Genomic DNA, 20,299 nt, shown 5'->3' on the forward strand with positions numbered 1-20,299 from the left:
GCGTTTGGGATCTGCCCGTGCGGCTGTCCATTGGCTGCTCGTCGCCACGATCCTGGTGGCGTTCCTGTCCTCGGAAGAAGACAGCGCGCTTGCGCCCTGGCATGTCCCCGCGGGCTGGGTCGCCGCCGTGCTTATCGCATTCCGTCTCGTCTGGGGTCTTGTCGGCGGCGAACACGCCCGCTTCGCCAATTTCCTGAAGCCCGGGCAGATCGCGCACCATCTTCGTGGCCTGTTCGCCGGCACGCCCGAGCGGTCGATCGGGCATAACGCGCTGGGCGGCCTGGCGATTGTCGCCTTGCTCGGTACGGTCGGCGGCATCGTCTATACCGGCGCGACGATGCAGGGCGAAGGCGGCGAAGGCCTCCACGAAGCGCTGGCGAACATCCTTCTCGGCCTGATCGCGATGCACGTCGTCGCGGTCATCGCCATGTCGCTCATCACGCGCGATAACCTGATCCGCGCATTCATCACCGGCCGCAAGCCAGCGGCCCTGCATCCGGGCGTGCCCGACGCCCGGCCGCCCGCCACGCTGGCTGCTCCGCTCGCCGTGGCCGCCATTGGTGCTTCTACTTATGGAGCACTGGCGCTCGACCCCCTAGCCTTCACCCCCGGTGCGCATGCCGAGGCGGGCGAACGGGGCGACGGCGCGGCTGCGAAGGGCGAACAGGACGATGACTAGGCTTCACCTCAATCCCGAACGTCATCTCGTCTCGCGAATCGGCTGGCTTCGCGCGGCGGTGCTCGGCGCGAACGACGGCATCGTCTCGACCGCGAGCCTGATCATCGGCGTCGCGGCGGCGGCCGCGAAACCGGCAGACATATTGGTCGCGGGCGTTGCCGGCCTCGTCGCAGGTGCGATGTCGATGGCCGCGGGCGAATATGTCTCGGTCAGCTCCCAGTCGGATACCGAACGAGCCGATCTCGCGCGCGAGCGCGGCGAACTGGCGGGCAATGTCGAGGCCGAGGTGCACGAACTCGCAGGCATTTATGTCAAGCGCGGCGTCGATGCGGCGACCGCCGACACCGTCGCGCGCCAGTTGATGGCGAAGGACGCGCTTGCCGCCCATGCCCACGACGAACTCGGTATTTCGGAAATGACGACCGCGCGGCCCATCCAGGCAGCGCTGACTTCGGCCGCGACGTTTACCGCCGGCGCCGCCTTGCCGCTGGCGATCGTGATCATCGCGCCCGGCGGCTGGCTGATCGTGATCGAAGCGATTGCCTCGCTCCTGTTCCTTGCTCTGCTCGGCGGGGTTGGCGCGCGCGCGGGCGGAGCGCCGGTGTGGACCGCAACGCTGCGCGTCACATTCTGGGGTGCGCTGGCGATGGCGGCGACTGCGGGGATCGGATTGATGGTCGGAACGGCAGTATGATGCCGTCGCGCCATCCCCGCGGCCTTGCCACCCCGCCGCCCACGCGCTTGCTCGAGTGACAGCGCTCGCGCTTCTCGGCTATATTTCCGCGGCCCTGCTGGTTCAGGTGGCGCTTGCCATCGCTATAGCGATTCATCGCAGAGCTTTGACATCAAGGCAGGCTGCCGCGGTCGATCCCCACCGCCCGGCCGGGAGCGGGGCGGCCTGGGCCGGCCTTCGCGCGTTTCGCGTACGTCGCCGAGACTATGAAGACGATGCGCTCGGCCAATGCTCCTTCTATCTCGAGCCGGTCGATGGCGCTCCGTTGCCACCCTACAAGGCCGGACAGTTCCTGACCGTTCAGCTTGACCTGCCCGACCCTCGGGGCACCTTCCGACAGGTCACGCGCTGCTACTCGCTGTCCGATAGCCCCAATTCGGATAATTATCGCATCACCATCAAGCGTATCCCGCCCCCCGTTGACCGGCCCGAACTCCCGCCAGGGCTCGTCTCCGGGCATTTCCACGATCACGTCTTTCCTGGTTCGATCGTGCAGCTGCGCGCGCCGGCTGGCACCTTCGGCCTTGATGATGAGCCCAATGTCCCCGCCGTCCTGATCGCCGGCGGCATTGGTATCACGCCGCTCTTCGCCATGGCGCGCGAGGCGCTTGCCAGGCAGCCCGATCGTGCGATCCATCTTGTCTACGGCGTGCGCGACAGCCGCGAGCTGGTGTTCGAAGCAGCGATCGATGCAATGCGCACGCAGCATCCCCATTTTCGGGTCACCATCGTCCAGAGCTGCCCATTGTCCGGTGAAGCGGGTGGGCCGGATTGTCAGGCGACGGGCTTCATTGATATTCCGCTGCTGCAGCGCGTTCTGGCGCAAGGACGCCACCATTTTTATGTCTGCGGACCGCCGCCGATGATGGCGAGCCTGGTTCCCGCCTTGCGCGTCTGGACAGGGGACGACGCCGCGGTGCGATATGAGGCGTTTGGCCCCGCATCGCTTGCGTCGGCTGAGGCCATCGCCGCGATGCCGCTCGATCGGCCGCTGGCGGTGCGTTTTTCCCGGTCGGGGCGGACGCTGAGCTGGACCGGAGAGGAGACCAACCTGCTCGACTTCGCCGAGCACCACGGGGTCGAGGTCGAGTCCGGCTGCCGGTCGGGCAGCTGCGGAACATGCGAAACCACGATCGGCACCGGCGAGGTCCGCTATGCGCAACCACCGTCCTTCGAGGTCGCCCGCGGTCGCTGTCTGCTCTGCGTCGGCGCGCCGGTCGGCGATCTGGTGCTTGAGGCATGAGCGGATGGCGCACCAGCCTGATGAGCCGGGAGGTCATTCCCTTCTACGTCTCGCTCGCCCTGCTCGGCGGCGCGGCGCTGGCGCTCGATGCGCTGCTGCACCTGTCGAACATGGTCTGGGTCGGACGCTATCTCGGCATACCCGGCGTGCTGCTGATCATCGCCTCGACCGGCTATTCGCTGCGCAAGCACAAGCTGATCAATTCGGGCAAGCCCGCCACGCTGCTGCGCTGGCACGAACGCCTCGCCTGGGCCGGGTCGCTGCTGATCCTCATCCACGCCGGCATCCATTTCAACGCGATCCTCGCCTGGCTGGCGGTCTGGGCGATGCTGATCAACGTCGCCAGCGGCCTGACCGGCAAATTCCTGCTCGGGCGGTCACGCAAGCGACTCGAGGCGACCCGTGCCGGACTGCGGGCGCAGGGCCTGTCGTCGGAAGAAGTTGATGACCGGACTCACTGGGACAGCCTGACCTTCGATGCCGTCAAGCAGTGGCGGGTCGTCCACCTGCCCATCACGCTGGCGTTCGCGGTGCTGGCGCTTGCCCATATCATCGCGATTTTCCTGTTCTGGGGCTGGAAATGATGCGCCGCTGGGGTTTGATCCTGATCGCCCTCAACCTCTGCGCGTTGATCGTCCTGGCCTTTACCCGCCCGCATCTGATGGTCGCGCCCGGGGCCCTGACCCCGGCACATAGCGCGATCACGCGGGACTGCTTTGCCTGCCATGTCCCGTTCAAGGGCGTGTCGGCGGACCGCTGCACCGCCTGCCACAAGGTCGCGGATATCGGCATCCGGTCCACCAAGGGCGTGCCGCTGGAGGCGGGCAAGCGTCGCATCACCTTTCACCAGTCGCTCGCTCAGCCCAACTGCCTGGCCTGCCACAGCGATCATAGCGAGCCGCAACTGGTGAAGGCGTCGCAGACGAGCTTCGCGCATGAACTGTTGCGGGCCGACCTGCGCACCCGGTGCGCGTCATGCCATCGCGCCCCGCAGACCGCTCTCCATGCCCAGGCTGGCAGCAACTGCGCGCAGTGCCACACGCAAAAGGGCTGGAGACCCGCAAGCTTCGACCACGCGCGCTTCTTCGCGCTGACCGGACCCCACAATACAAGCTGCGCCACCTGTCATGTTGGCGGCAATCTCTCCCGCTACACCTGCTACAGTTGCCACGAACATCAACCCGACCAGCTTCGCGCCAAGCATGCGGAAGAGGGCATCCGCAATATCGACAATTGCGCACGCTGCCATCGCAGCGGCTCAGGCGAAGGCGGCGAACGCGAAGGGGGCGGGCGCGAAGGGGGCGGGCGTGACGATGATTGAGGGCATTCGACCGGCCGGCCTGACCGCCGATGCGGCGCGCGCGCGACTGGCGGCAGACGGACCCAACGAGCTGCCACGGGCCGGACAAAGGTCCATCGTGCGCATCGCACTCGAGGTCCTGCGCGAGCCGATGCTGGCGCTGCTGCTGGCCGGCGGGGTCGCCTATCTGCTGCTCGGAGACATGACCGAAGCGCTGATCCTGCTTGGCTTCGCGACCTTTTCGGTCGCCGTCACCGTGATCCAGGAAACCCGTACCGAGCACGTCCTGGAGGCGTTGCGCGACCTGTCGGCGCCGCGTGCGCTCGTCATTCGCGATGGCACGCGCGTTCGCATCCCCGGGCGCGAGGTGGTGCGCGATGACCTGCTCGTCCTCGAGCAGGGCGATCGTATCGCCGCCGATGCGGTGCTGGTCGAGGCGGCCGATCTCCAGACCGACGAATCGCTGCTGACGGGCGAATCGCTTCCGGTCGGCAAGGTCATCGCCATGCCCGATGTGACGGAGGCGACGCCCCGCCCCGGCGGAGAGGGCCAGCCTTATGTCTATTCGGGCTCGCTGGTTACGCGCGGGAGCGGCATTTCCCGGGTGCTTGCGACCGGACCGCGCAGCGAGATCGGCCGGATCGGCCAGTCGCTTGCGACCCTCGATACCGAGGCGCCGCGCCTGCGCCGAGAAGCAACGCGGATCGTCACGTGGTGCGGTATCGGCGGCGGGGTCATAGCACTGCTGGTCGTCTTGCTGTTCGGACTGCTGCGCGGCGGCTGGATCGAGGCGGTGCTGGCCGGCATCGCGATCGGCATGTCGATGCTGCCGGAGGAGTTCCCCGTCGTCCTGACGGTTTTTCTCGCGATGGGTGCGTGGCGGATCGGCAAGGTCGGCGTCCTCACCCGACGGGCCGCGGCGATCGAGACGCTCGGATCGGCAACCGTGTTGTGCACCGACAAGACCGGCACGCTGACCGAGAACCGCATGTCGGTCACCGAACTCTGGCTGCCATCCGGGGAGATCCACATGATCGGCACCGACGCGGTCCCGGATGCCTATCATGGCTTGATCGAGACGGCGGCGCTCGCCAGTGCGGCTGAGCCGACCGACCCGATGGAGATCGCGCTGCACAGTGCTCACGGCGCGATCCGGGGAGCCGCGGTATCCGCCGGTACGCTGGCGCATGCCTATGCGCTGCGTCCCGATCTGCTGGCGATGTCGAACATCTGGGACGATGGCGCTGCGTTGAACCTGTCCGCCAAAGGCGCGCCGGAGGCGATCGCCAGCCTGTGCCACCTGCCCGCGCATGAACATGCGGCGATGACCGCCGCGGTTGAAGCCATGGCGGCGCGCGGCATTCGCGTGCTCGGTGTCGCGACCGCAACCCCACACGATCGAAGCTGGGCCGAGACGCAGCATGATTATGACTATGTGCTCACCGGACTGGTCGGGCTCGCCGATCCGATCCGCGCGAGCGTGCCAGGGGCGGTCGCGGAATGCCGCAGCGCCGGCATTCGCGTCGTCATGATCACCGGCGACTATGCCGCCACCGCACGATCGATCGCGACCCAGGCGGGGATCGCCGATGGCGACGTGCTGACGGGAGCTGACCTGGCGGCGCTCGACGACACACAGCTTGCCGAGCGGTTGAAGACCGTCACCGTATTTGCCCGCATCATGCCAGAACAGAAACTGCGCATCGTCCAGGCGTTCAAGGCCGATGGCGAGATCGTCGCGATGACTGGCGACGGCGTCAACGACGCGCCCTCGCTCAAGGCGGCCCATATCGGTGTCGCCATGGGCAAACGCGGCACCGATGTCGCGCGCGAGGCTTCCGCCATGGTCCTGCTCGAGGATGATTTTGGATCGATCGTGCAGTCGGTCCGGCTTGGGCGGCGGATCTACGACAATATCCGCAAGGCGATGGCCTTCATCTTCGCGGTCCATGTGCCAATCGCGGGGTTGGCCCTGCTGCCCCTGTTCTTCGGGCTGCCGATCCTGTTCGGGCCAATCCATATCGCGCTGCTTGAAATGGTGATCGACCCGGTCTGCGCGCTGGTGTTCGAAGCCGAGCGCGAGGAGGATGACATCATGCGACGCCGCCCGCGCGATCCCGCCGAGGCCCTGTTCTCGCTGCCGATGATCGTGTGGAGCGTCCTTCAGGGCGGAGCTGCCTTTGCAATGCTGGCCACCGTCTTTCTCGTCGAGACATGGTCGGGGATGCCCGAGATGGAGCTCCGCGCGCTGACCTTCTTCGCGCTGATCGCCGAGATCGTCGCGCTGATCCTGGTCAACCGGTCGTTCAGTGCCTCGCTTGGCGAAGCGCTTATCCGGCACAATGCCGCGCTGCGCTATGTCGGCGCTGCCATCACGACCGTGACCGCCCTGATCCTGTTCCTGCCACAGGCGCAGGCTTTGCTGAAATTCGGGTCGATCGCCTGGAGCGACATGGTGCTGGCGATCGGCCTTGGGGTCATGCTTCTGGTGCTGCTCGAAGGCTGCAAGCCCCTGGGCCGGAGGTTGACCGTTTTCGCCCCGCGCCAGGGACGCGGCCTGGTCTCGGTGCCATGAGCGAGCGCTCACCTTCCGGCATGTCGTTGGGGCGCACTTTCCTTCTCGCACTGGTCGCCGTCGCCACGCTCGCCTTCCTCTGGCTTGTCGCGCCGTTCTCTGGCGCGATCCTCTGGACGGTGATCGCAGCCGTGCTGTTCGAACCGGTCAATATGCGGCTGCTGGCCGCGATGCCGCGGCGTCCCGGGCAGGGCGGCTCTCGCGACCCTCCTCATCATTGTCGTGGTGGTGGTGGTGCCGGCAATCCTGCTGGGCGCGGCACTGCTGCGCGAGGCTGCCGACTTGTACGCCCGCGTGCAAAGTGGCGAGATCGATCTCGGACGGCTGTTCGTCCAGACGCAGGGGCATTTGCCAGCCTGGGCCAGAAGCTGGCTCGCCGACATCGGCCTGGACGACGTCGGCGGCCTGCGTTCCAAACTCAGTCAAGGTTTTGCGAGCAGCTTTCGCGCGGTAGCCGTTCAGGTGCTCAGCATCGGTCAGGGAGCGTTCGGCTTTTTCCTCGCCCTCGGCGTGATGCTCTACCTGACCTTCTTCCTCCTGCGTGACGGGCACGCACTGGCGGCGCGGGTCGAGCGCGCTATTCCGCTGAGGCGCGATCAGCGCGCGGTGCTGGTCGCGAAATTCGTCGCGGTCATTCGCGCGACGATCAAGGGCAGCCTGATCGTCGCCATTCTGCAAGGCACCGTCGGCGGCATGACTTTCTGGTTGCTCGGGCTCCCCGGTGCCCTGCTCTGGGGCGTGGCAATGGGTGTGTTTTCCCTGTTTCCGGCGATCGGCACCGGCCTCATCTGGGTGCCCGTGACGGTCTATCTGCTTGCCACAGGGGCGATCTGGCAGGGCGCGATCCTTTTCCTATGCGGATTCTTCATCATCAGCAGCGTCGACAATATCGTGCGCCCGATCCTGGTCGGGCACGATGCCCGTATGCCCGATTATGTCGTCCTGGTCGCCACGCTTGGGGGATTCGAACTGATGGGGTTCAACGGGTTCGTGATCGGACCGGCCATCGCCGCGCTGTTCATGGCGGCGTGGGAGATCGTCGGCGACGCCGAACCCCATGCCCCTGCGATCGAGTCCGACGATCGCGCCTCTCCCAGAAGGAGGATCGGCGAATGAACAGCAAGAAAGCTCCTGGCAGTATATCATCGGTCGTGACAATGCCGGATGAAGTCGAACTCAAGCTGACGCTGAGTCCGCGGCACGCCGATGTCCTGGAATCCGCCGGCTTGATGGCGCGCACGCCGAGGAAGACACGTCAACGGTCGATCTACTTCGACACATCCGATCACCGGCTGTTGCAGGCAGGTCTTTCGCTGCGCATCCGCCGCTCCGGGCGCAAGCGGGTTCAGACGATCAAGGCCGGCGGCGCGCCGGCGGCCGGCCTGTTCGCACGGCCGGAATGGGAGCGAGCGGTTGCCGACGACACGCCCGTCATCGACGACACCACGCCGATCCCGGCACTCCTCGGCGATCTGGCTTCCGGTCTTGCGCCTGTCTTCAAGGTCAACGTCGAACGCCGGGCCTGGGACATCAACGAAGGTGGCGCGGTCATCGAACTGGTTCTCGACCGCGGCGAGGTGGTGGCCGGCGATCGTCGATCGTCGTTCTGCGAGGCCGAGTTGGAATTGAAGAGCGGTGAGCCCGCTGCCCTGTTCGCGCTCGCGCGCAAGCTTGATGCCGCCGCACCTGTCCGCCTGGGCATTCAGACAAAGGCCGAACGCGGCTACGCGCTGCTCGCGCCGGCCGTGACGGCGTTCAAGGCCGAGCCGGTCTTGCTGAACCACGATATGACGGCAGCGCGGGCATTCCAGCATGTCGTCCGCGCCTGCCTGCGTCAGTTCCGGTTGAACGAAGACCTGTTCCTCACCGGCCACGCGCCGGAGGCGCTGCACCAGGCCCGCGTGGCGCTGCGCCGACTGCGGTCGGCCTTTTCAATCTTCAGGGCGCTGGTCGATGACGGCGTTGGCGCGGGCCTGCGCGATGACCTGCGTTGGCTTGCGGCGGAACTGGGCGAAGCGCGTGGCATCGATGCCCTGCTCGAGCGTGCTCCGTCCGGTGCGCTTCGGCACCACCTCGAGACCGCGCGGCAAACCGCCTATGTCCATGTAGACGCAACCCTCGGCTCGCCCCGCGTACGCGGGCTGATGCTTGATCTGACCCAATGGAGCATGAGTGGCGCATGGTTGGCTGCGGCCGCCGCCGCGGACGTGCGCGACGCGCCGGCGCGCGTGTTTGCCGGCGCCGCTCTGGATCGTCTCCGTCGCAAGGTGAAGAAACATGGTCGCAATTTGGCCGAAGCGGACGACCCGGCGCGTCACGAGGTCCGCAAGGACGCCAAGAAGCTGCGCTACGCGGCCGAGTTCTTCATCGCGCTGTTCGATCGCAAACGCGAGCGCCGCCGGTACAGGCATTTCATCGCGGCACTCGAGGGTTTGCAGGACGAATTAGGGAACCTCAACGACTTGGTGACAGCGCCCGCTGTCCTGACCGGCCTCGGCATTGGCGATCCGCCGGATGCTATGGCCTTGCTCTTCCCGGGCAGCAAAACGAAGCTGCTCGACGCGGCCGGCGACGCCCACGCGATGCTGATCGACGCCGCGCGATTCTGGCGCTGAGCGGAACGGGTTCCCCCACAACGCGCAGCGTATCTCGTGCGCTGCGTCGCCCGCCTACCAGCCGCGATGCGCTTCGCTGTCGATCCATTGGCCGATGCGATCATAGCGATAGGCTATGTCGCCGATTGCCCGGCGGTCGCCCTCGCGGCACTCGCGACGCTGCCGGTCTCACATGGAAGGGGTGTGGTCAAGGCATTCTCTTCGTTAGCGTCGACCGATGGCGATCGCCAAGTGATCCTCGACTACGGCGACCGGCTTGCCGGTCGCCTTTCGCTCCGAATATCGGTCGACGAGCTGCACCGCGTGGGGGCGCATCAGCACGGTGATCCGTACCAGCTCCTCCATCACGTCGACGATCCGGTCATAGTAGCTCGACGGCTTCATGCGGTCGGCCTCGTCGAATTCCTTGTAGGCCATCGCGACCGACGACTGGTTGGGGATGGTGAACATCCGCATCCAGCGGCCGAGCAGGCGCAGCGTGTTGACCGCGTTGAACGACTGCGATCCGCCCGACACTTGCATGACGGCGAGTGTGCGTCCTTGCGTCGGCCGCATCCCCTTCATCTCCAGCGGGAGATGATCGATCTGCGCCTTCATGATGCTGCTGACCTGGCCATGACGCTCCGGGCTGCACCAAACCTGGCCTTCCGACCACATCGACAGCTCGCGCAGCTCATGGACGGCCGGATGATCGTCGCCCTTCACCTGGTCGGGCAACGGCAGATCGGACGGATCGAAGATGCGCGTCTCGGTGCCGAAGAGCTGGAGCAACCGTGCGGCCTCCTCGACCGCAAGCCGCGAGAAGGACCGCTCGCGCAGCGATCCGTAGAGCAGCAGGATGCGGGGCGGGGGCTGATCGTCACCGATACCCAGCGCCGGCCGGTCGATGACGAACGCCGGGTCGAGGGCGGGGAGGTGATCGGGATCGGAGAGCAGGCGGACGCGGGTCATGCGATGTCCTTGACGAGATAGGAGGCGCTTGCGGGGCAAACCGCGCTGAATTGCGCCGTCGCCTTGATGGCGCTTGGTGCCGAGCCGCGCTCGGCAGGTCGATAGCCGCGCAACCGGAAGAAATCGGGGACGGTCTGGGTGAGCAGATGAAGGCGCTCGACCCCCTCCTGCCTGGCGAATGTCTCGACATGAGCGACGAGCAGTCCGCCATAGCGTTGGCATTTGCGGCTCGGGAGAACGACCAGCGACCGAAGCAGGCGATCGGCGCCCGTGCCTTCGAGACCGATGAAGCCGATCGGGCCGGCCTCGTCCGACAGCTCGAAGAACTGGCGATCGGCTTCCATCAGGTCGTCGGTCGGCAGCCGAGCGGCATCCAACGCGAGTTGGAACACGTCATAGCTGCCTACCGGCAGGGGCGAGAGGGTCACGCGGCTCATGCCATGGCGCGGCACTCGTACCATCCCCGTGTACGCTTCACGATCGAGACCACGGACAGCATTACAGGCACCTCGACTAGCACGCCGACCACCGTTGCCAGCGCGGCACCGGATTTCAGGCCGAACAGCGAGATCGCCGCGGCCACCGCTAGCTCGAAGAAGTTGGAGGCGCCGATCAGCGCGGCGGGAGCCGCGACGCACCACGCGACCCCGAACTGACGGGACAGGACGTAAGCGAGACCCGCGTTGAGATAGACCTGGATGAGGATCGGCACGGCAATAAGCGCGATCACCAGCGGCTTGGCGAGGATCTGCTGGCCCTGGAAACCGAACAGCAGGACCAATGTCGCGAGCAGCGCGCTGAGCGAGATCGGCCCGAGCGCCTTGAGCAGGCGATCGAGCGCGGGCTGACCCCCGGACGCTATCAGCGAGCGTCGGACCACCTGAGCGACGATTACCGGCACAACGATGTAGAGGACGACCGAAATCAGGAGCGTATTCCACGGCACGCTGACCGAGGCGACGCCGAGCAGAAGGGCGACCAGCGGCGCGAACAGGAACACCATCAGCACGTCGTTGAGCGCGACCTGGCTCAACGTGAAGTTCGGTTCGCCATCGCACAGGTTCGACCAGACGAAGACCATCGCGGTGCAGGGTGCGGCCGCCAGTAGAATCAGGCCGGCGATGTAGGACGGGATTTCGCCGTGCGGCAGGAGCGGCGCGAACAGCCACGCCAGGAAGACCGTGCCAAGCGCGGCCATCGAGAAAGGCTTCACCGCCCAGTTTATGAACAGCGTGACGCCGACGCCTTTCCAATGCTGACGAACCGACCCGAGCGCGCCGAAGTCGATCTTCAGCAGCATGGGGATGATCATCAGCCAGATCAGTACGGCGACGACGAGGTTGACGTTCGCCACTTCCGCCGACGCGATCGCCGCGAAGGCGCTGGGCAGGACATAGCCGAGCGCGATGCCGACGACGATGCAGAGCGCCACCCACACACTGAGGTAGCGCTCGAAGAAGCCGATCCCGGGACGCGCCGACGTGTCGATGGTCTTGGTTGCGGTAGCCATATCGTCCTCAGGCCGTCACGCGGTTGCCCGCCTCGTCCACGACACGCTCGCCATCTTCCTTGGCAAAGGCGCCGAGCTGCGCCGTCGGCAGGATCTCGAGCACGACCTCGGACGGCCGGCACAGGCGCACGCCCAGCGGAGTCACGACCAGCGGCCGGTTGATCAGGATCGGATGCCCCATCATCGCATCGACGAGGGCATCGTCCGAGAGCGACGTGTCGCCGAGGCCGAGTTCGGCATAGGGCGTGCCCTTCTCGCGCAGGAGCGCGCGGGGGCTCATGCCGGCCCGCTCGACGAGCTGGACGAGGAGCGCGCGAGACGGCGGGGTCTTCAAATATTCGACGACATGCGGCTCGATGCCGGCATTGCGGATCATCGCCAGCGTGTTGCGCGAGGTGCCGCACTCGGGATTGTGATAGATGATGATGTCGGTCACGCGATGGTCTCCGGTTGGGCGGCGCCGATGGCGGCAAGCCGCTCCTTGAGGGCAGGTCCGCTCAGTTCGTCGAGTGGCAGGGACAGGAGCTGTTCGAGGCGCGCCGTGAGCACGCGGGCCGTCTCGGCGAAGGCCGCGTCGTTTTCGGCTTCGCTGCTGCCGGCGTCCGCCGGGTCGGGCATTCCCCAATGGGCGGTCGACGGCTTACCCGGCCAGATCGGGCAGACCTCGCCAGCGGCGTTGTCGCAGACCGTGATGATGAAATCGAACGCGACCGCATCCGGCCCAGCGAACTCATCCCAGGATTTCGAGCGGAAGCTCGTCGGATCGAAGCCGTTGGCCTCCAGCCATCGGACCGCGCCGGGATTGACCACACCCTTGGGCTGCGAGCCGGCCGAATAGGCTTGGAGCCTGCCTGCGCCGAGCCGGCCCGCCAGCGCCTCGGCGAGGACCGAGCGGGCGGAATTGCCCGTGCAGAGAAAGAGGATCTTGCGGCTCATTGCTTCTCTCCGAGATCGCCGGCGTCCGCTGCGCAGCTCAGGGCGGACCCCACGACATTTGCCAACCGACTGCACACCTCGGGCCGCCCGTCGCAGCAATCCTCGACGAGGAAGGACAGCAGCTCCGAGAAGGCGCCATAATCGGCGGAATAGATGACGGATCGACCATCACGCCGCGAACGGATCAGGTTCGAGCGCTGGAGGATAGCCAGACTCGTCGACATCGTGTTGGCGGGCGTATCGAGCCGGCGCGCGATCTCGCCCGCCGGTAAGCCTTCCTCGCCGGCCCGGACGAGCAGGCGGAAGACGTCGAGCCGTGCGCCGTGTGCCAGTGCTGACAGGGCCTCGACGGCGTTGGGTGCTGTGAGAATGCTCAAATGTCCGTCCTCAATGCTGCACTTCGGTCGTCCAGTAGAGGGCGACGCGGGCCGCCAGCTTCTGTGGCAGGGGAACATAGCCGAGGGCGGTCGCCTGCGGCTGCCCCTTGAACAGGGCATATTCGAAAAGCTGAAGCAGTGCTCGCGTGCGGGTGAAGTCGTTGATGTGGCGCGGCACCAGGACGAAGGTCGTGGCCGTGATCGGATAGGCGTCAACACCGGGGGCATCGGTCAGCACGAGATAGAAGTCCTGCTTCGGATCCCATGCCGCACCGGCGGCGGCGGCCTGAAAGCTTGCCTGGCTCGGCGCGATGAAGCGGCCGGCCCGGTTCTGGACGGATGCCCAGGCCAAATGCTCGCGCGCCACGTAAGCCAGCTCGACATAACCGATGCTGTTTGCTGTCGACTTTATCGCAGCAGTGACGCCCTCGTTGCCGTTGCCGCCGACGCCGACCGGCCATTTGACCGTGGTGCCTTCGCCGACCGTCGCCTTCCAGCGCGGATTCTTCTTGCTCAGGAAGTCGACCCAGTTGAAGGTCGTGCCCGAGCCGTCGGAACGATGGACCACCGTGATCGGCGCATCCGGGAGCTTGGCGCCGGGATTGATCCGGACGATGGCCGGGTCATTCCAGCGCGTGATCGTGCCTTGATAGATGTCGGCGAGGACGGCGCCGGTGAAGCGAAGCTGGCCAGGCCGGATGCCGGGTATGTTCACGACCGGAACGACGCCGCCGATGACGAGCGGGAACTGAGCGAGATTGGCCTGGCGTAGCTCGGCCGGCGGCAGCGGCTTGTCGCTCGCACCGAAATCGACCTTGTGCGCCTTGATCGCCTCGATGCCGGCACCGGAGCCCACCGACTGATAGGCGATCTTCGTCCCGCCGCTGATGTGGAAGTCCGCCATATAGTCGGTCGTCCACCTCGTCAGGATCGGCGTCACGAAGGTCGATCCCGCGCCTGTTACCACCGTCGCCGGTGGTGCCTTATCCGCCATCAGCGGGACAGCAATCAACACCAGCAGTGCGGCTCTCCGGCCGATCTTCAATCCTGCCCCCATGTCATCATCTCCATTATTCGACGAATCAGGAAATATAGAAATATATGGGACATGACAATCCGTGCCGGAACGCGTGTGGCTCGCACCAGCGCAGGAATGATCTCAGGTGTCCGTGCCCCGCATCACAATCAGTCATGTCAGCGGGCAATTTTTCGAGCCTTTCGATAGGCAACTCCAAATAGCGATCCAGGCCAGAGTCATGTCCACGGCCAGGCGAGCATGCTCACCAGTCCAACCTCACATACGGTCGCTGCTCAAAGCAGCCGCACCAAGTCCCCGAATCTGTCGGGCAGGCTCAGAGGGAACGGGACCATTCTTCGCGGGCGGCATTTGAAGCCAGCGGGGGTGTCGGTCCGTTCACCCGGATCCGCCGGCTCGATCGTGCCGGCGAACTGGTAAGCGACGCTATCAGGCGGTCTTCAGGACCGCGCCCTCGATAACGACGCCGTGACGTGCAAACTTCCAAAGCGCGATGAGCAGCTTTCGCGCGAGCGCGATGATCGTCACCTTCTTGCGGCGACCGCCATCGAGCTTCACCCGCTCGTGAAACCAGCGCGACAGGTCGGACTCCGGCTGATGCAGCAACCAGAACCAGGAAAGCTGGACCATGATCGATCGCAAGCGCGGATTACCCGCCTTCGATATGCCCTGCTCGTTGCTGATCGAGCCACTTTGCCACGGGGTCGGCGCCAGACCGGCATAGGATGCGAGCTGCCGGCGATTGTCGAAATGCCGGTACAGTCCCTCCGCCCAGATGATCTCGGCGAAGTCCGGCCCGACGCCTCGCAACGATTTGAGCATCGCCGGGCATACCGGATCCTCGACCTCGGCCGACGAATGCGATGCCAGCTCGTCGCGGGCTTTCTCTACCTGCTTGAGCTGCTGCAGGATAAGTTCGATCCGATCGAGGATCCGCATGATCGTCGCGCGCATATGCGGCGCGATCTCGTGGCCGTCGCCAGTCGTTAGCGCTTCGAAGCGCTCGCGCCGGTCTCGCTTCAACGGTTCGAAGCCACCGATGCCCTGGCTGTAGAGCAGCCCTTTGATTCGGTTGACGAGGGCGACGCGCTCGCGGATGAGCGCTTGGCGCTCCCGGCTGATTCGACGACGATCCTCTTCTTCCGTCGTTGGCACCACGACCATCGAGCCGCGCGCGGATCGCCGCGTTTGAACGCGAGCAGCGTGCGAAGCAGCGTCTCACCATCGAGCCTGTCGGTTTTCGCGCGCCGTCGCCGGCGCGACGTGGCAATCGACGCGGGATCGACGACATGGCTTTCGATGCCCTCTTTCTCGAGGAGGCGATGAATCCAGAACCCGTCCAGCCCAGCCTCCTGAATGGAGACCATCGGATAATGCTGGCCGGTCTTCTGATGCGCCTTCTTGCAGACCTTATCGAGTTGCTCGAACAGCCCCGCGACATCGCCGGCAACGAGCACATGCTTCGACATTCGCTCGCCAGCACCGGGCGCCGGATAGGTCACCAGCCATTTCGATCGGCTCAACTCCATCGAGAAGAACACTGCGGCAAGGGTGGTTTGAACGACCTGATCAACGCTCTGCTGACTCTGCACTGAAACCTCCTAAATCGACTCCGACGACTATGATGACGGCCCGGCTATTCTAGCCGGGCATGCGGCCATCGCGTGCCGCGATGGCGTTGTTGGAAGCCTGACTCGGTCGGGGGTTGGGCGGTGCTTCCTGCTAGGCCCGCTCCGGCGTGCCGCAACGTTCGCTTCACTCACGTCCTCCACTTCGTTTCGGCCCTTCGGGTGCAGCCCGCCGCACGCCGCGGGCCTCTCCAGTCGCACCTGCCGCCCAACCCCCTCTCCGGGGTCAGGCACGCGGGATTTGGTGTCGCGCGTGGAGACTGACCGGCCCCTCCCATGGGGTCTTCCGGGGGAGGCCATGGTGGTTTGGGGCGGTGCAGGAGGTGAACGATGCCTGTCTCCCCGAACGTCCGCGCGCGCGGCAAGCGTGGCAAGGACAAGGCGGCCAGTGCCGCGACCAAGCCTGCCCATGCGCCGATCAGCGCCAAACCGGCCCGCGCCAACCTGTATGACGAGGTGACGGGGCGGATCATCGCCGAGCTTGAGGCGGGCCGCTTTCCGTGGGTTCAGCCTTGGGGCCGTCCCGAAGTCGGCGGCAGCACGGCAGCCCCCGGCCTGCCGCGCAACGCGCTCACCGCGCGTCGTTACTCGGGCGTCAATGTGCTGATCCTGTGGGGTGCGGTGATCGAGCAGGGCTTTCCTTCGCAGGGGTGGCTGACCTTCAAACAGGCGCTGGAGGCGGGCGGCTGCGTCCGCAAGGGCGAGCGCGGCACCACCGTTGTCTATGCCGACCGCTTCACCCCCGAGGCCGAGAGGGCGCGCGCCGTAGAAACCGGCGGGTGCGAAGGCGATCCGGGATCGCTCCGGGGGAGCGATACCCGCCGAGCCAAGACCATTCCCTTCCTGAAACGCTTTACCGTGTTCAACGTCGCGCAGTGCGAGGGACTGCGCCCCGGCCTCGCGCCTGAACCCGTGCCGCTGCCCGAACGCCAGATCGTGCCGGTCGCCGAGGAAGTGATCGCGGCGAGCGGCATCGAGTTCCGCGTCGGCGGCAACCGCGCCTTCTATGTGCCCGCGCAGGATTATGTGCAGGTGCCGCCGCAACCGGCCTTCTTCGAGCAGATCAACTATTACCGGACCTGCCTGCACGAACTTTGTCACGGCAGCGGCCACAAGTCGCGGCTGAACCGGAACCTCGTCAACAGCTTTGGATCGAAGGATTATGTTCGCGAGGAATTGATAGCTGAAATGGGTTCGGCCTTTCTCTGCGCGGCCCTCGGCATCGTCCCGACCGTCCGCCACGCCGATTATCTCGGCAGTTGGCTGGACGTGCTGCGCGAGGATAACCGCGCGATCTTCCGCGCCGCCAGTGCCGCCAGCAAGGCCGCCGACTGGCTGCTGGCGCGACACGCCGCCGCGCAGGTCGAGGTAGTTCAGGCCGAGGCTGCCCAAGACGACATTGGCGAACGGAGGGCGGCATGATCTTGTTGACCCCCGAGCTTCACGCCGCGTTGTGCGTGAATGCCCATCGTTCCGCCGAGGTCGATCACGATCCCGCGCCGGTCGTCAAATTCTTCAACCCGCTGGGCGCGGCGACATGGCTTGCAACCGAGCTTTACGAAGACGGCGACACCCTGTTCGGATTGGCCGACCTCGGGTTCGGCTGTCCCGAACTTGGCTGTTTCAGCCTGTCCGAACTGGCGGGCATCCGCTTGGCCGTAGGCCTCGGCATCGAGCGCGATATCGGCTTTTCGACCACCGTCAGCCTGTCGGTCTGGGCCGAAACCGCGCGCCGGGCCGGTTCGATCAGCCAAGCCCAATCCATCATCTGGCGCATCGAGTCCGCGCCGGTCCCCGAGCTTCCGACCGATCCCGAAGACGGGAAAGGCGGATGACGCGCGGCGCGTAACGCCGCCTATCGTAAGCCGGTCCGCCTACCCGGAAAGATCGACGGACCGGCACTCACAAGGAGTGCTGACCATGAAACTCGATTTTATCCCGCTCGACAAGCTGGTCGTGAGCAAGGCCAATATGCGCTACGGCAAAAAGGCCCCGGACGTGTCCGATATCCTGCCGACCGTTCGCAGCCGTGGCGTCATCCAGCCGGTCATCGTCCGCCCGAACTGTGCCCCCGATGGCTATGAGATCGTCGCCGGAAGCCGCCGCTTCCATGCCGCGAAGATGGTCGCCGAAGAACGGCGCGCGGCGGGCGATGCGACACCCGAGCCGATGCCCTGCGCGATTCTCGACGACGGCGACGATGCCGCCGCCATCGAGGCGTCGATGATCGAGAATATGGCGCGGCTCGACCCCGACGAAGTGACGCAGTGGGAGAATTTCACCCGCCTCGTCCGCGAGGGCCGCAAGGTGGAAGACATCGCCGCGACGTTCGGACTGCCCGACCTCACCGTCAAGCGCGTGCTGGCGCTCGGCAATCTGCTCCCCGCCATCCGCGACCTTTACCGCAAGGAACGGATTGACGCGGCGACCGTGCGCCATCTGACGATGGCGTCCAAGAGCCAGCAAAAGGCGTGGCTGGCGCTTGCCGACGACGAAAATGCCTATCTGCCGACCGGCCACCAGTTGAAATCATGGCTGTTCGGCGGGCAGTCGATCCCGGTGAAACATGCGCTGTTCGACGTGGACGCGAGCGGGCTTGCGACCATCGCCGACCTGTTCGGCGAGGACCGTTATGTCGCCGATGCCGATGCCTTCTGGACGGCGCAGAATGCCGAGATAGAGGCGCGCCGCGCGGCCTATGTCGAACAGGGCTGGGCCGACGCGATCGTCGTGCCGCCGTCCGATCATTTCTCGACATGGGAATATGAGAAGGCGGGCAAGCGCAAGGGCGGGCGCGTCTATATCGACGTGCGCGCGACCGGCGAGGTGATCGTCCACGAAGGCTATGTCTCCGGCAAGGAAGCCCGCCGGATCGCCAAAGCCGAGGGATCGGAGAATGGGACCGGCCAGAAAGCGGCGCGGCCCGAGGTGACATCGACCATGCAGACCTATGTCGATCTGCATCGCCACGCCGCCGTCCGCGCCGCGCTGACCGGCCATCCGGCCATCGCGCTACGCTTGATGGTGGCCCATGCCATCGGCGGTTCGCACCTCTGGCGCGTCACGCCCGAGCCGCAATCCACCCGCAACGACGACGTGCGCGACAGCCTCGACAACAGCAAGGCCGAGGCGGATTTCGACGAGCGCCGCCGCGCGGTGCTGGCGGTTCTCGGCTTCTCCGCCGAGGAACCGACCGTGACCGGCGGCAATGGCGACGACTATGGCGTCGTCGGCATCTTCCAGCGGTTGCTCGACCTGCCCGATGCGGTGGTGCTGGAGGTGATCGCCATCGTCATGGGCGAAACGCTGGCGTCGGGCAGCGCCGCCGTCGAGGCGGTGGGCATGGAGATCGGCGTCGATATGGCCCGCTGCTGGCAGGCCGACGACGCCTTTTTCGAGTTGATGCGCGACCGGGAAGTGCTGACCCGGATCGTCGCCGAGGTGGCGGGCGAAACCGTCGCCAGCGCCAACCGGCAAGAGAAGACCAAGACCCTGAAACGCATCGTCCGCGACCACCTCGACGGCACCAACGGACGCGACCGGCGCGAGAATTGGGTGCCGCGCTGGATGGCGTTCCCGCCCGCCGCCTATACGGCGCGCGGCGGCGTCGGCACCGTCGCGGCCCATGCCAAGGCGCAGGCAGCGCGCGAAATCGAACGGCGGATGCCGGGCGACGACGAGCCGGACCCCGGCGCGCCGGGCTCTGTCATGGCCCTGCCGGACCCCGACGACGAGGGCGAGGCCGAACGCCTTGCCGCTTGATCGATGAAGGCCGGGCGGCATTATGCCGCTCGGCCGATTTGCGCCCGGACCCTCATATCCGGCCGCGCGCCCTCGCCCTGGCGGGCTCGGGCGCGCGGTATTAGTTTGTGGTTGCCACCATGCAGGCTCCAGCCCACGGAAGACAAAAGGGGGCTGCGATGACGGTATTTGATGATGTCGAGCGGTTTGTTTCCCGGCTCTCGCCCGAGCCGGTCTGCGACGACTGCATCACCGAAAAGCTGGGGCTATCCATCCGACAGCATGCCAATCACAAGACGCGCGAGCTTGCCGGATCGAACGGATTCGAGCGGCGCAAGGATCTCTGCAGCCTGTGCGGCGTCACCAAGCTGGTGATTCGCCGACACTGATCCACCTGTCTGCCCGGCTCAACGCCGGGAGCGCGCACCAGTTCGGCTTGCGCCGCCAGCGCGGCCACCAGCGCGCGACGCCGGTCGCCACCAGTTCGGAACCGGCATCGCGACCGGCCAGCCTCACCCGCGCGACCGTGCGATTATAGCTGGTCCCGACCCGAATGATGGTGATGGTCTGGCCCTCGAGCAGTGTCCGGGCACGCGCGGTCGCAGATCGTCCGAGCGCGATCTCGCCCCTGCATTTCGCCTGTCCTGCATGTGTTTCCGGCGCGACGATCCCGGCGATGCGAGCGCCTAGCCGCTCTCCAGCCGGAAGGTATCCCCATCTTGTGCCTAGCCGGCGCGCTCCTGGCGCGTCGGCGCGGCGGCAATCAGCAGGAGTGCGGCGCAGCTCACCGGCAGGCGGATGGCGATCATCGACATGGTGCTGACCTTGCCCGCCTTTCGTACCGCACCGGGAACCCTGGCCCGTCGTTGTCCGCCCAACCGGCAATGGCGGCAGCGTCGCCGTGTGTGCCCTGGACGATCGATCCGATGGCGCGATGATGCGTCCGCGCAGTCCACGACCAATCCATCGCGAGAG

The 20,299-nt window shown here is 66.1% G+C and carries 18 protein-coding genes and 2 pseudogenes; 12 read left to right on the forward strand and 8 right to left on the reverse strand.

Annotated features, from left to right (window positions below; translation table 11 throughout):
* Positions 1-4: 4 nt before the first annotated feature.
* From GQY20_RS01650 to GQY20_RS01685, 8 genes and pseudogenes are all read left to right on the forward strand, one after another.
* Positions 5-679 (forward strand): cytochrome b/b6 domain-containing protein, encoded by a 675-nt coding sequence (locus tag GQY20_RS01650; RefSeq protein ID WP_232475835.1) that lies wholly within the window; start codon positions 5-7, stop codon positions 677-679.
* A complete protein-coding gene (locus GQY20_RS01655; RefSeq protein ID WP_157215295.1) occupies positions 672-1,373 on the forward strand; it encodes a VIT1/CCC1 transporter family protein in 702 nt (233 codons plus the stop codon). Before GQY20_RS01650 ends, GQY20_RS01655 begins: the two co-directional genes overlap by 8 nt.
* 55 nt (positions 1,374-1,428) lie before the next feature.
* Positions 1,429-2,655, forward strand: a complete 1,227-nt coding sequence (locus GQY20_RS01660) for a 2Fe-2S iron-sulfur cluster-binding protein (protein ID WP_157215297.1) — start codon at positions 1,429-1,431, stop codon at positions 2,653-2,655.
* On the forward strand, positions 2,652-3,239 hold the full coding sequence (locus tag GQY20_RS01665) for a hypothetical protein (RefSeq protein WP_157215298.1): 588 nt from the start codon (positions 2,652-2,654) through the stop codon (positions 3,237-3,239). Before GQY20_RS01660 ends, GQY20_RS01665 begins: the two co-directional genes overlap by 4 nt.
* On the forward strand, positions 3,236-3,976 hold the full coding sequence (locus GQY20_RS01670) for a cytochrome c3 family protein (protein WP_157215300.1): 741 nt from the start codon (positions 3,236-3,238) through the stop codon (positions 3,974-3,976). The genes GQY20_RS01665 and GQY20_RS01670 overlap by 4 nt, the downstream gene beginning before the upstream one ends.
* A complete protein-coding gene (locus tag GQY20_RS01675; RefSeq protein ID WP_157216109.1) occupies positions 3,969-6,530 on the forward strand; it encodes a cation-translocating P-type ATPase in 2,562 nt (853 codons plus the stop codon). The genes GQY20_RS01670 and GQY20_RS01675 overlap by 8 nt, the downstream gene beginning before the upstream one ends.
* Positions 6,527-7,646: pseudogene (locus GQY20_RS01680) on the forward strand (AI-2E family transporter). The gene GQY20_RS01675 and the pseudogene GQY20_RS01680 overlap by 4 nt, the downstream one beginning before the upstream one ends.
* On the forward strand, positions 7,643-9,145 hold the full coding sequence (locus GQY20_RS01685; RefSeq protein WP_232475837.1) for a CYTH and CHAD domain-containing protein: 1,503 nt from the start codon (positions 7,643-7,645) through the stop codon (positions 9,143-9,145). Before GQY20_RS01680 ends, GQY20_RS01685 begins: the two are co-directional and overlap by 4 nt.
* Positions 9,146-9,349: 204 nt before the next feature.
* Here the strand turns inward: GQY20_RS01685 and arsH are convergent, their stop codons facing one another.
* The 8 genes and pseudogenes from arsH to GQY20_RS01725 form a co-directional block, all read right to left on the reverse strand.
* Positions 9,350-10,096: an arsenical resistance protein ArsH gene (gene arsH, locus GQY20_RS01690; RefSeq protein WP_157215302.1), complete on the reverse strand. Its 747-nt coding sequence runs from the start codon at positions 10,094-10,096 to the stop codon at positions 9,350-9,352.
* A complete protein-coding gene (gene arsN2 / locus GQY20_RS01695) occupies positions 10,093-10,533 on the reverse strand; it encodes an arsenic resistance N-acetyltransferase ArsN2 (protein ID WP_157215304.1) in 441 nt (146 codons plus the stop codon). The genes arsH and arsN2 overlap by 4 nt, the downstream gene beginning before the upstream one ends.
* Positions 10,530-11,606, reverse strand: a complete 1,077-nt coding sequence (arsB, locus tag GQY20_RS01700; protein WP_157215305.1) for an ACR3 family arsenite efflux transporter — start codon at positions 11,604-11,606, stop codon at positions 10,530-10,532. Before arsB ends, arsN2 begins: the two co-directional genes overlap by 4 nt.
* A gap of 7 nt (positions 11,607-11,613) precedes the next feature.
* The gene (gene arsC / locus GQY20_RS01705) at positions 11,614-12,042 is read right to left on the reverse strand and encodes an arsenate reductase (glutaredoxin) (RefSeq protein WP_157215306.1); all 429 of its coding nucleotides are present in this window, start codon (positions 12,040-12,042) and stop codon (positions 11,614-11,616) included.
* Positions 12,039-12,542, reverse strand: coding sequence for an arsenate reductase ArsC (locus tag GQY20_RS01710; RefSeq protein WP_157215308.1), 504 nt, complete (start codon positions 12,540-12,542; stop codon positions 12,039-12,041). The genes arsC and GQY20_RS01710 overlap by 4 nt, the downstream gene beginning before the upstream one ends.
* A complete protein-coding gene (locus tag GQY20_RS01715; protein ID WP_232475838.1) occupies positions 12,539-12,919 on the reverse strand; it encodes an ArsR/SmtB family transcription factor in 381 nt (126 codons plus the stop codon). The genes GQY20_RS01710 and GQY20_RS01715 overlap by 4 nt, the downstream gene beginning before the upstream one ends.
* Before the next feature lie 10 nt (positions 12,920-12,929).
* Positions 12,930-13,976, reverse strand: a complete 1,047-nt coding sequence (gene pstS, locus GQY20_RS01720) for a phosphate ABC transporter substrate-binding protein PstS (protein WP_157215311.1) — start codon at positions 13,974-13,976, stop codon at positions 12,930-12,932.
* Positions 13,977-14,384: 408 nt separating this feature from the next.
* Positions 14,385-15,484, reverse strand: a pseudogene (locus tag GQY20_RS01725) (IS110 family RNA-guided transposase).
* Positions 15,485-15,913: 429 nt separating this feature from the next.
* Here GQY20_RS01725 and GQY20_RS01730 point away from each other — a divergent pair.
* The 4 genes from GQY20_RS01730 to GQY20_RS01745 all read left to right on the forward strand — a co-directional run bounded on the left by GQY20_RS01730 (position 15,914) and on the right by GQY20_RS01745 (position 19,713).
* A complete protein-coding gene (locus GQY20_RS01730; RefSeq protein WP_157215312.1) occupies positions 15,914-17,005 on the forward strand; it encodes an ArdC family protein in 1,092 nt (363 codons plus the stop codon).
* Entirely contained in the window at positions 17,002-17,418 is a 417-nt protein-coding gene (locus GQY20_RS01735) for a DUF2958 domain-containing protein (RefSeq protein ID WP_157215314.1), read from the forward strand. Before GQY20_RS01730 ends, GQY20_RS01735 begins: the two co-directional genes overlap by 4 nt.
* A gap of 85 nt (positions 17,419-17,503) precedes the next feature.
* Positions 17,504-19,345: a ParB/RepB/Spo0J family partition protein gene (locus GQY20_RS01740; RefSeq protein ID WP_157215316.1), complete on the forward strand. Its 1,842-nt coding sequence runs from the start codon at positions 17,504-17,506 to the stop codon at positions 19,343-19,345.
* A 158-nt stretch (positions 19,346-19,503) separates the two neighbouring features.
* Entirely contained in the window at positions 19,504-19,713 is a 210-nt protein-coding gene (locus GQY20_RS01745; RefSeq protein WP_157215318.1) for a hypothetical protein, read from the forward strand.
* The last annotated feature ends 586 nt before the right edge of the window (positions 19,714-20,299 follow it).

It is taken from the genome of Flavisphingomonas formosensis (genome assembly GCF_009755815.1).
GTDB classification, from domain to species: domain Bacteria; phylum Pseudomonadota; class Alphaproteobacteria; order Sphingomonadales; family Sphingomonadaceae; genus Flavisphingomonas; species Flavisphingomonas formosensis.

Bases quoted from the DNA above. Each gene is read 5' to 3' on its own strand.
- GQY20_RS01655 (WP_157215295.1), top strand. From the start codon at position 672: ATGACTAGGCTTCACCTCAATCCCGAACGTCATCTCGTCTCGCGAATC.
- GQY20_RS01665 (WP_157215298.1), top strand. From the start codon at position 2,652: ATGAGCGGATGGCGCACCAGCCTGATGAGCCGGGAGGTCATTCCCTTC.
- GQY20_RS01670 (WP_157215300.1), top strand. From the start codon at position 3,236: ATGATGCGCCGCTGGGGTTTGATCCTGATCGCCCTCAACCTCTGCGCG.
- GQY20_RS01675 (WP_157216109.1), top strand. From the start codon at position 3,969: ATGATTGAGGGCATTCGACCGGCCGGCCTGACCGCCGATGCGGCGCGC.
- GQY20_RS01685 (WP_232475837.1), top strand. From the start codon at position 7,643: ATGAACAGCAAGAAAGCTCCTGGCAGTATATCATCGGTCGTGACAATG.
- arsH (WP_157215302.1), bottom strand. From the start codon at position 10,096: ATGACCCGCGTCCGCCTGCTCTCCGATCCCGATCACCTCCCCGCCCTC.
- arsN2 (WP_157215304.1), bottom strand. From the start codon at position 10,533: ATGAGCCGCGTGACCCTCTCGCCCCTGCCGGTAGGCAGCTATGACGTG.
- arsB (WP_157215305.1), bottom strand. From the start codon at position 11,606: ATGGCTACCGCAACCAAGACCATCGACACGTCGGCGCGTCCCGGGATC.
- GQY20_RS01710 (WP_157215308.1), bottom strand. From the start codon at position 12,542: ATGAGCCGCAAGATCCTCTTTCTCTGCACGGGCAATTCCGCCCGCTCG.
- pstS (WP_157215311.1), bottom strand. From the start codon at position 13,976: ATGGGGGCAGGATTGAAGATCGGCCGGAGAGCCGCACTGCTGGTGTTG.
- GQY20_RS01730 (WP_157215312.1), top strand. From the start codon at position 15,914: ATGCCTGTCTCCCCGAACGTCCGCGCGCGCGGCAAGCGTGGCAAGGAC.
- GQY20_RS01735 (WP_157215314.1), top strand. From the start codon at position 17,002: ATGATCTTGTTGACCCCCGAGCTTCACGCCGCGTTGTGCGTGAATGCC.
- GQY20_RS01740 (WP_157215316.1), top strand. From the start codon at position 17,504: ATGAAACTCGATTTTATCCCGCTCGACAAGCTGGTCGTGAGCAAGGCC.
- GQY20_RS01745 (WP_157215318.1), top strand. From the start codon at position 19,504: ATGACGGTATTTGATGATGTCGAGCGGTTTGTTTCCCGGCTCTCGCCC.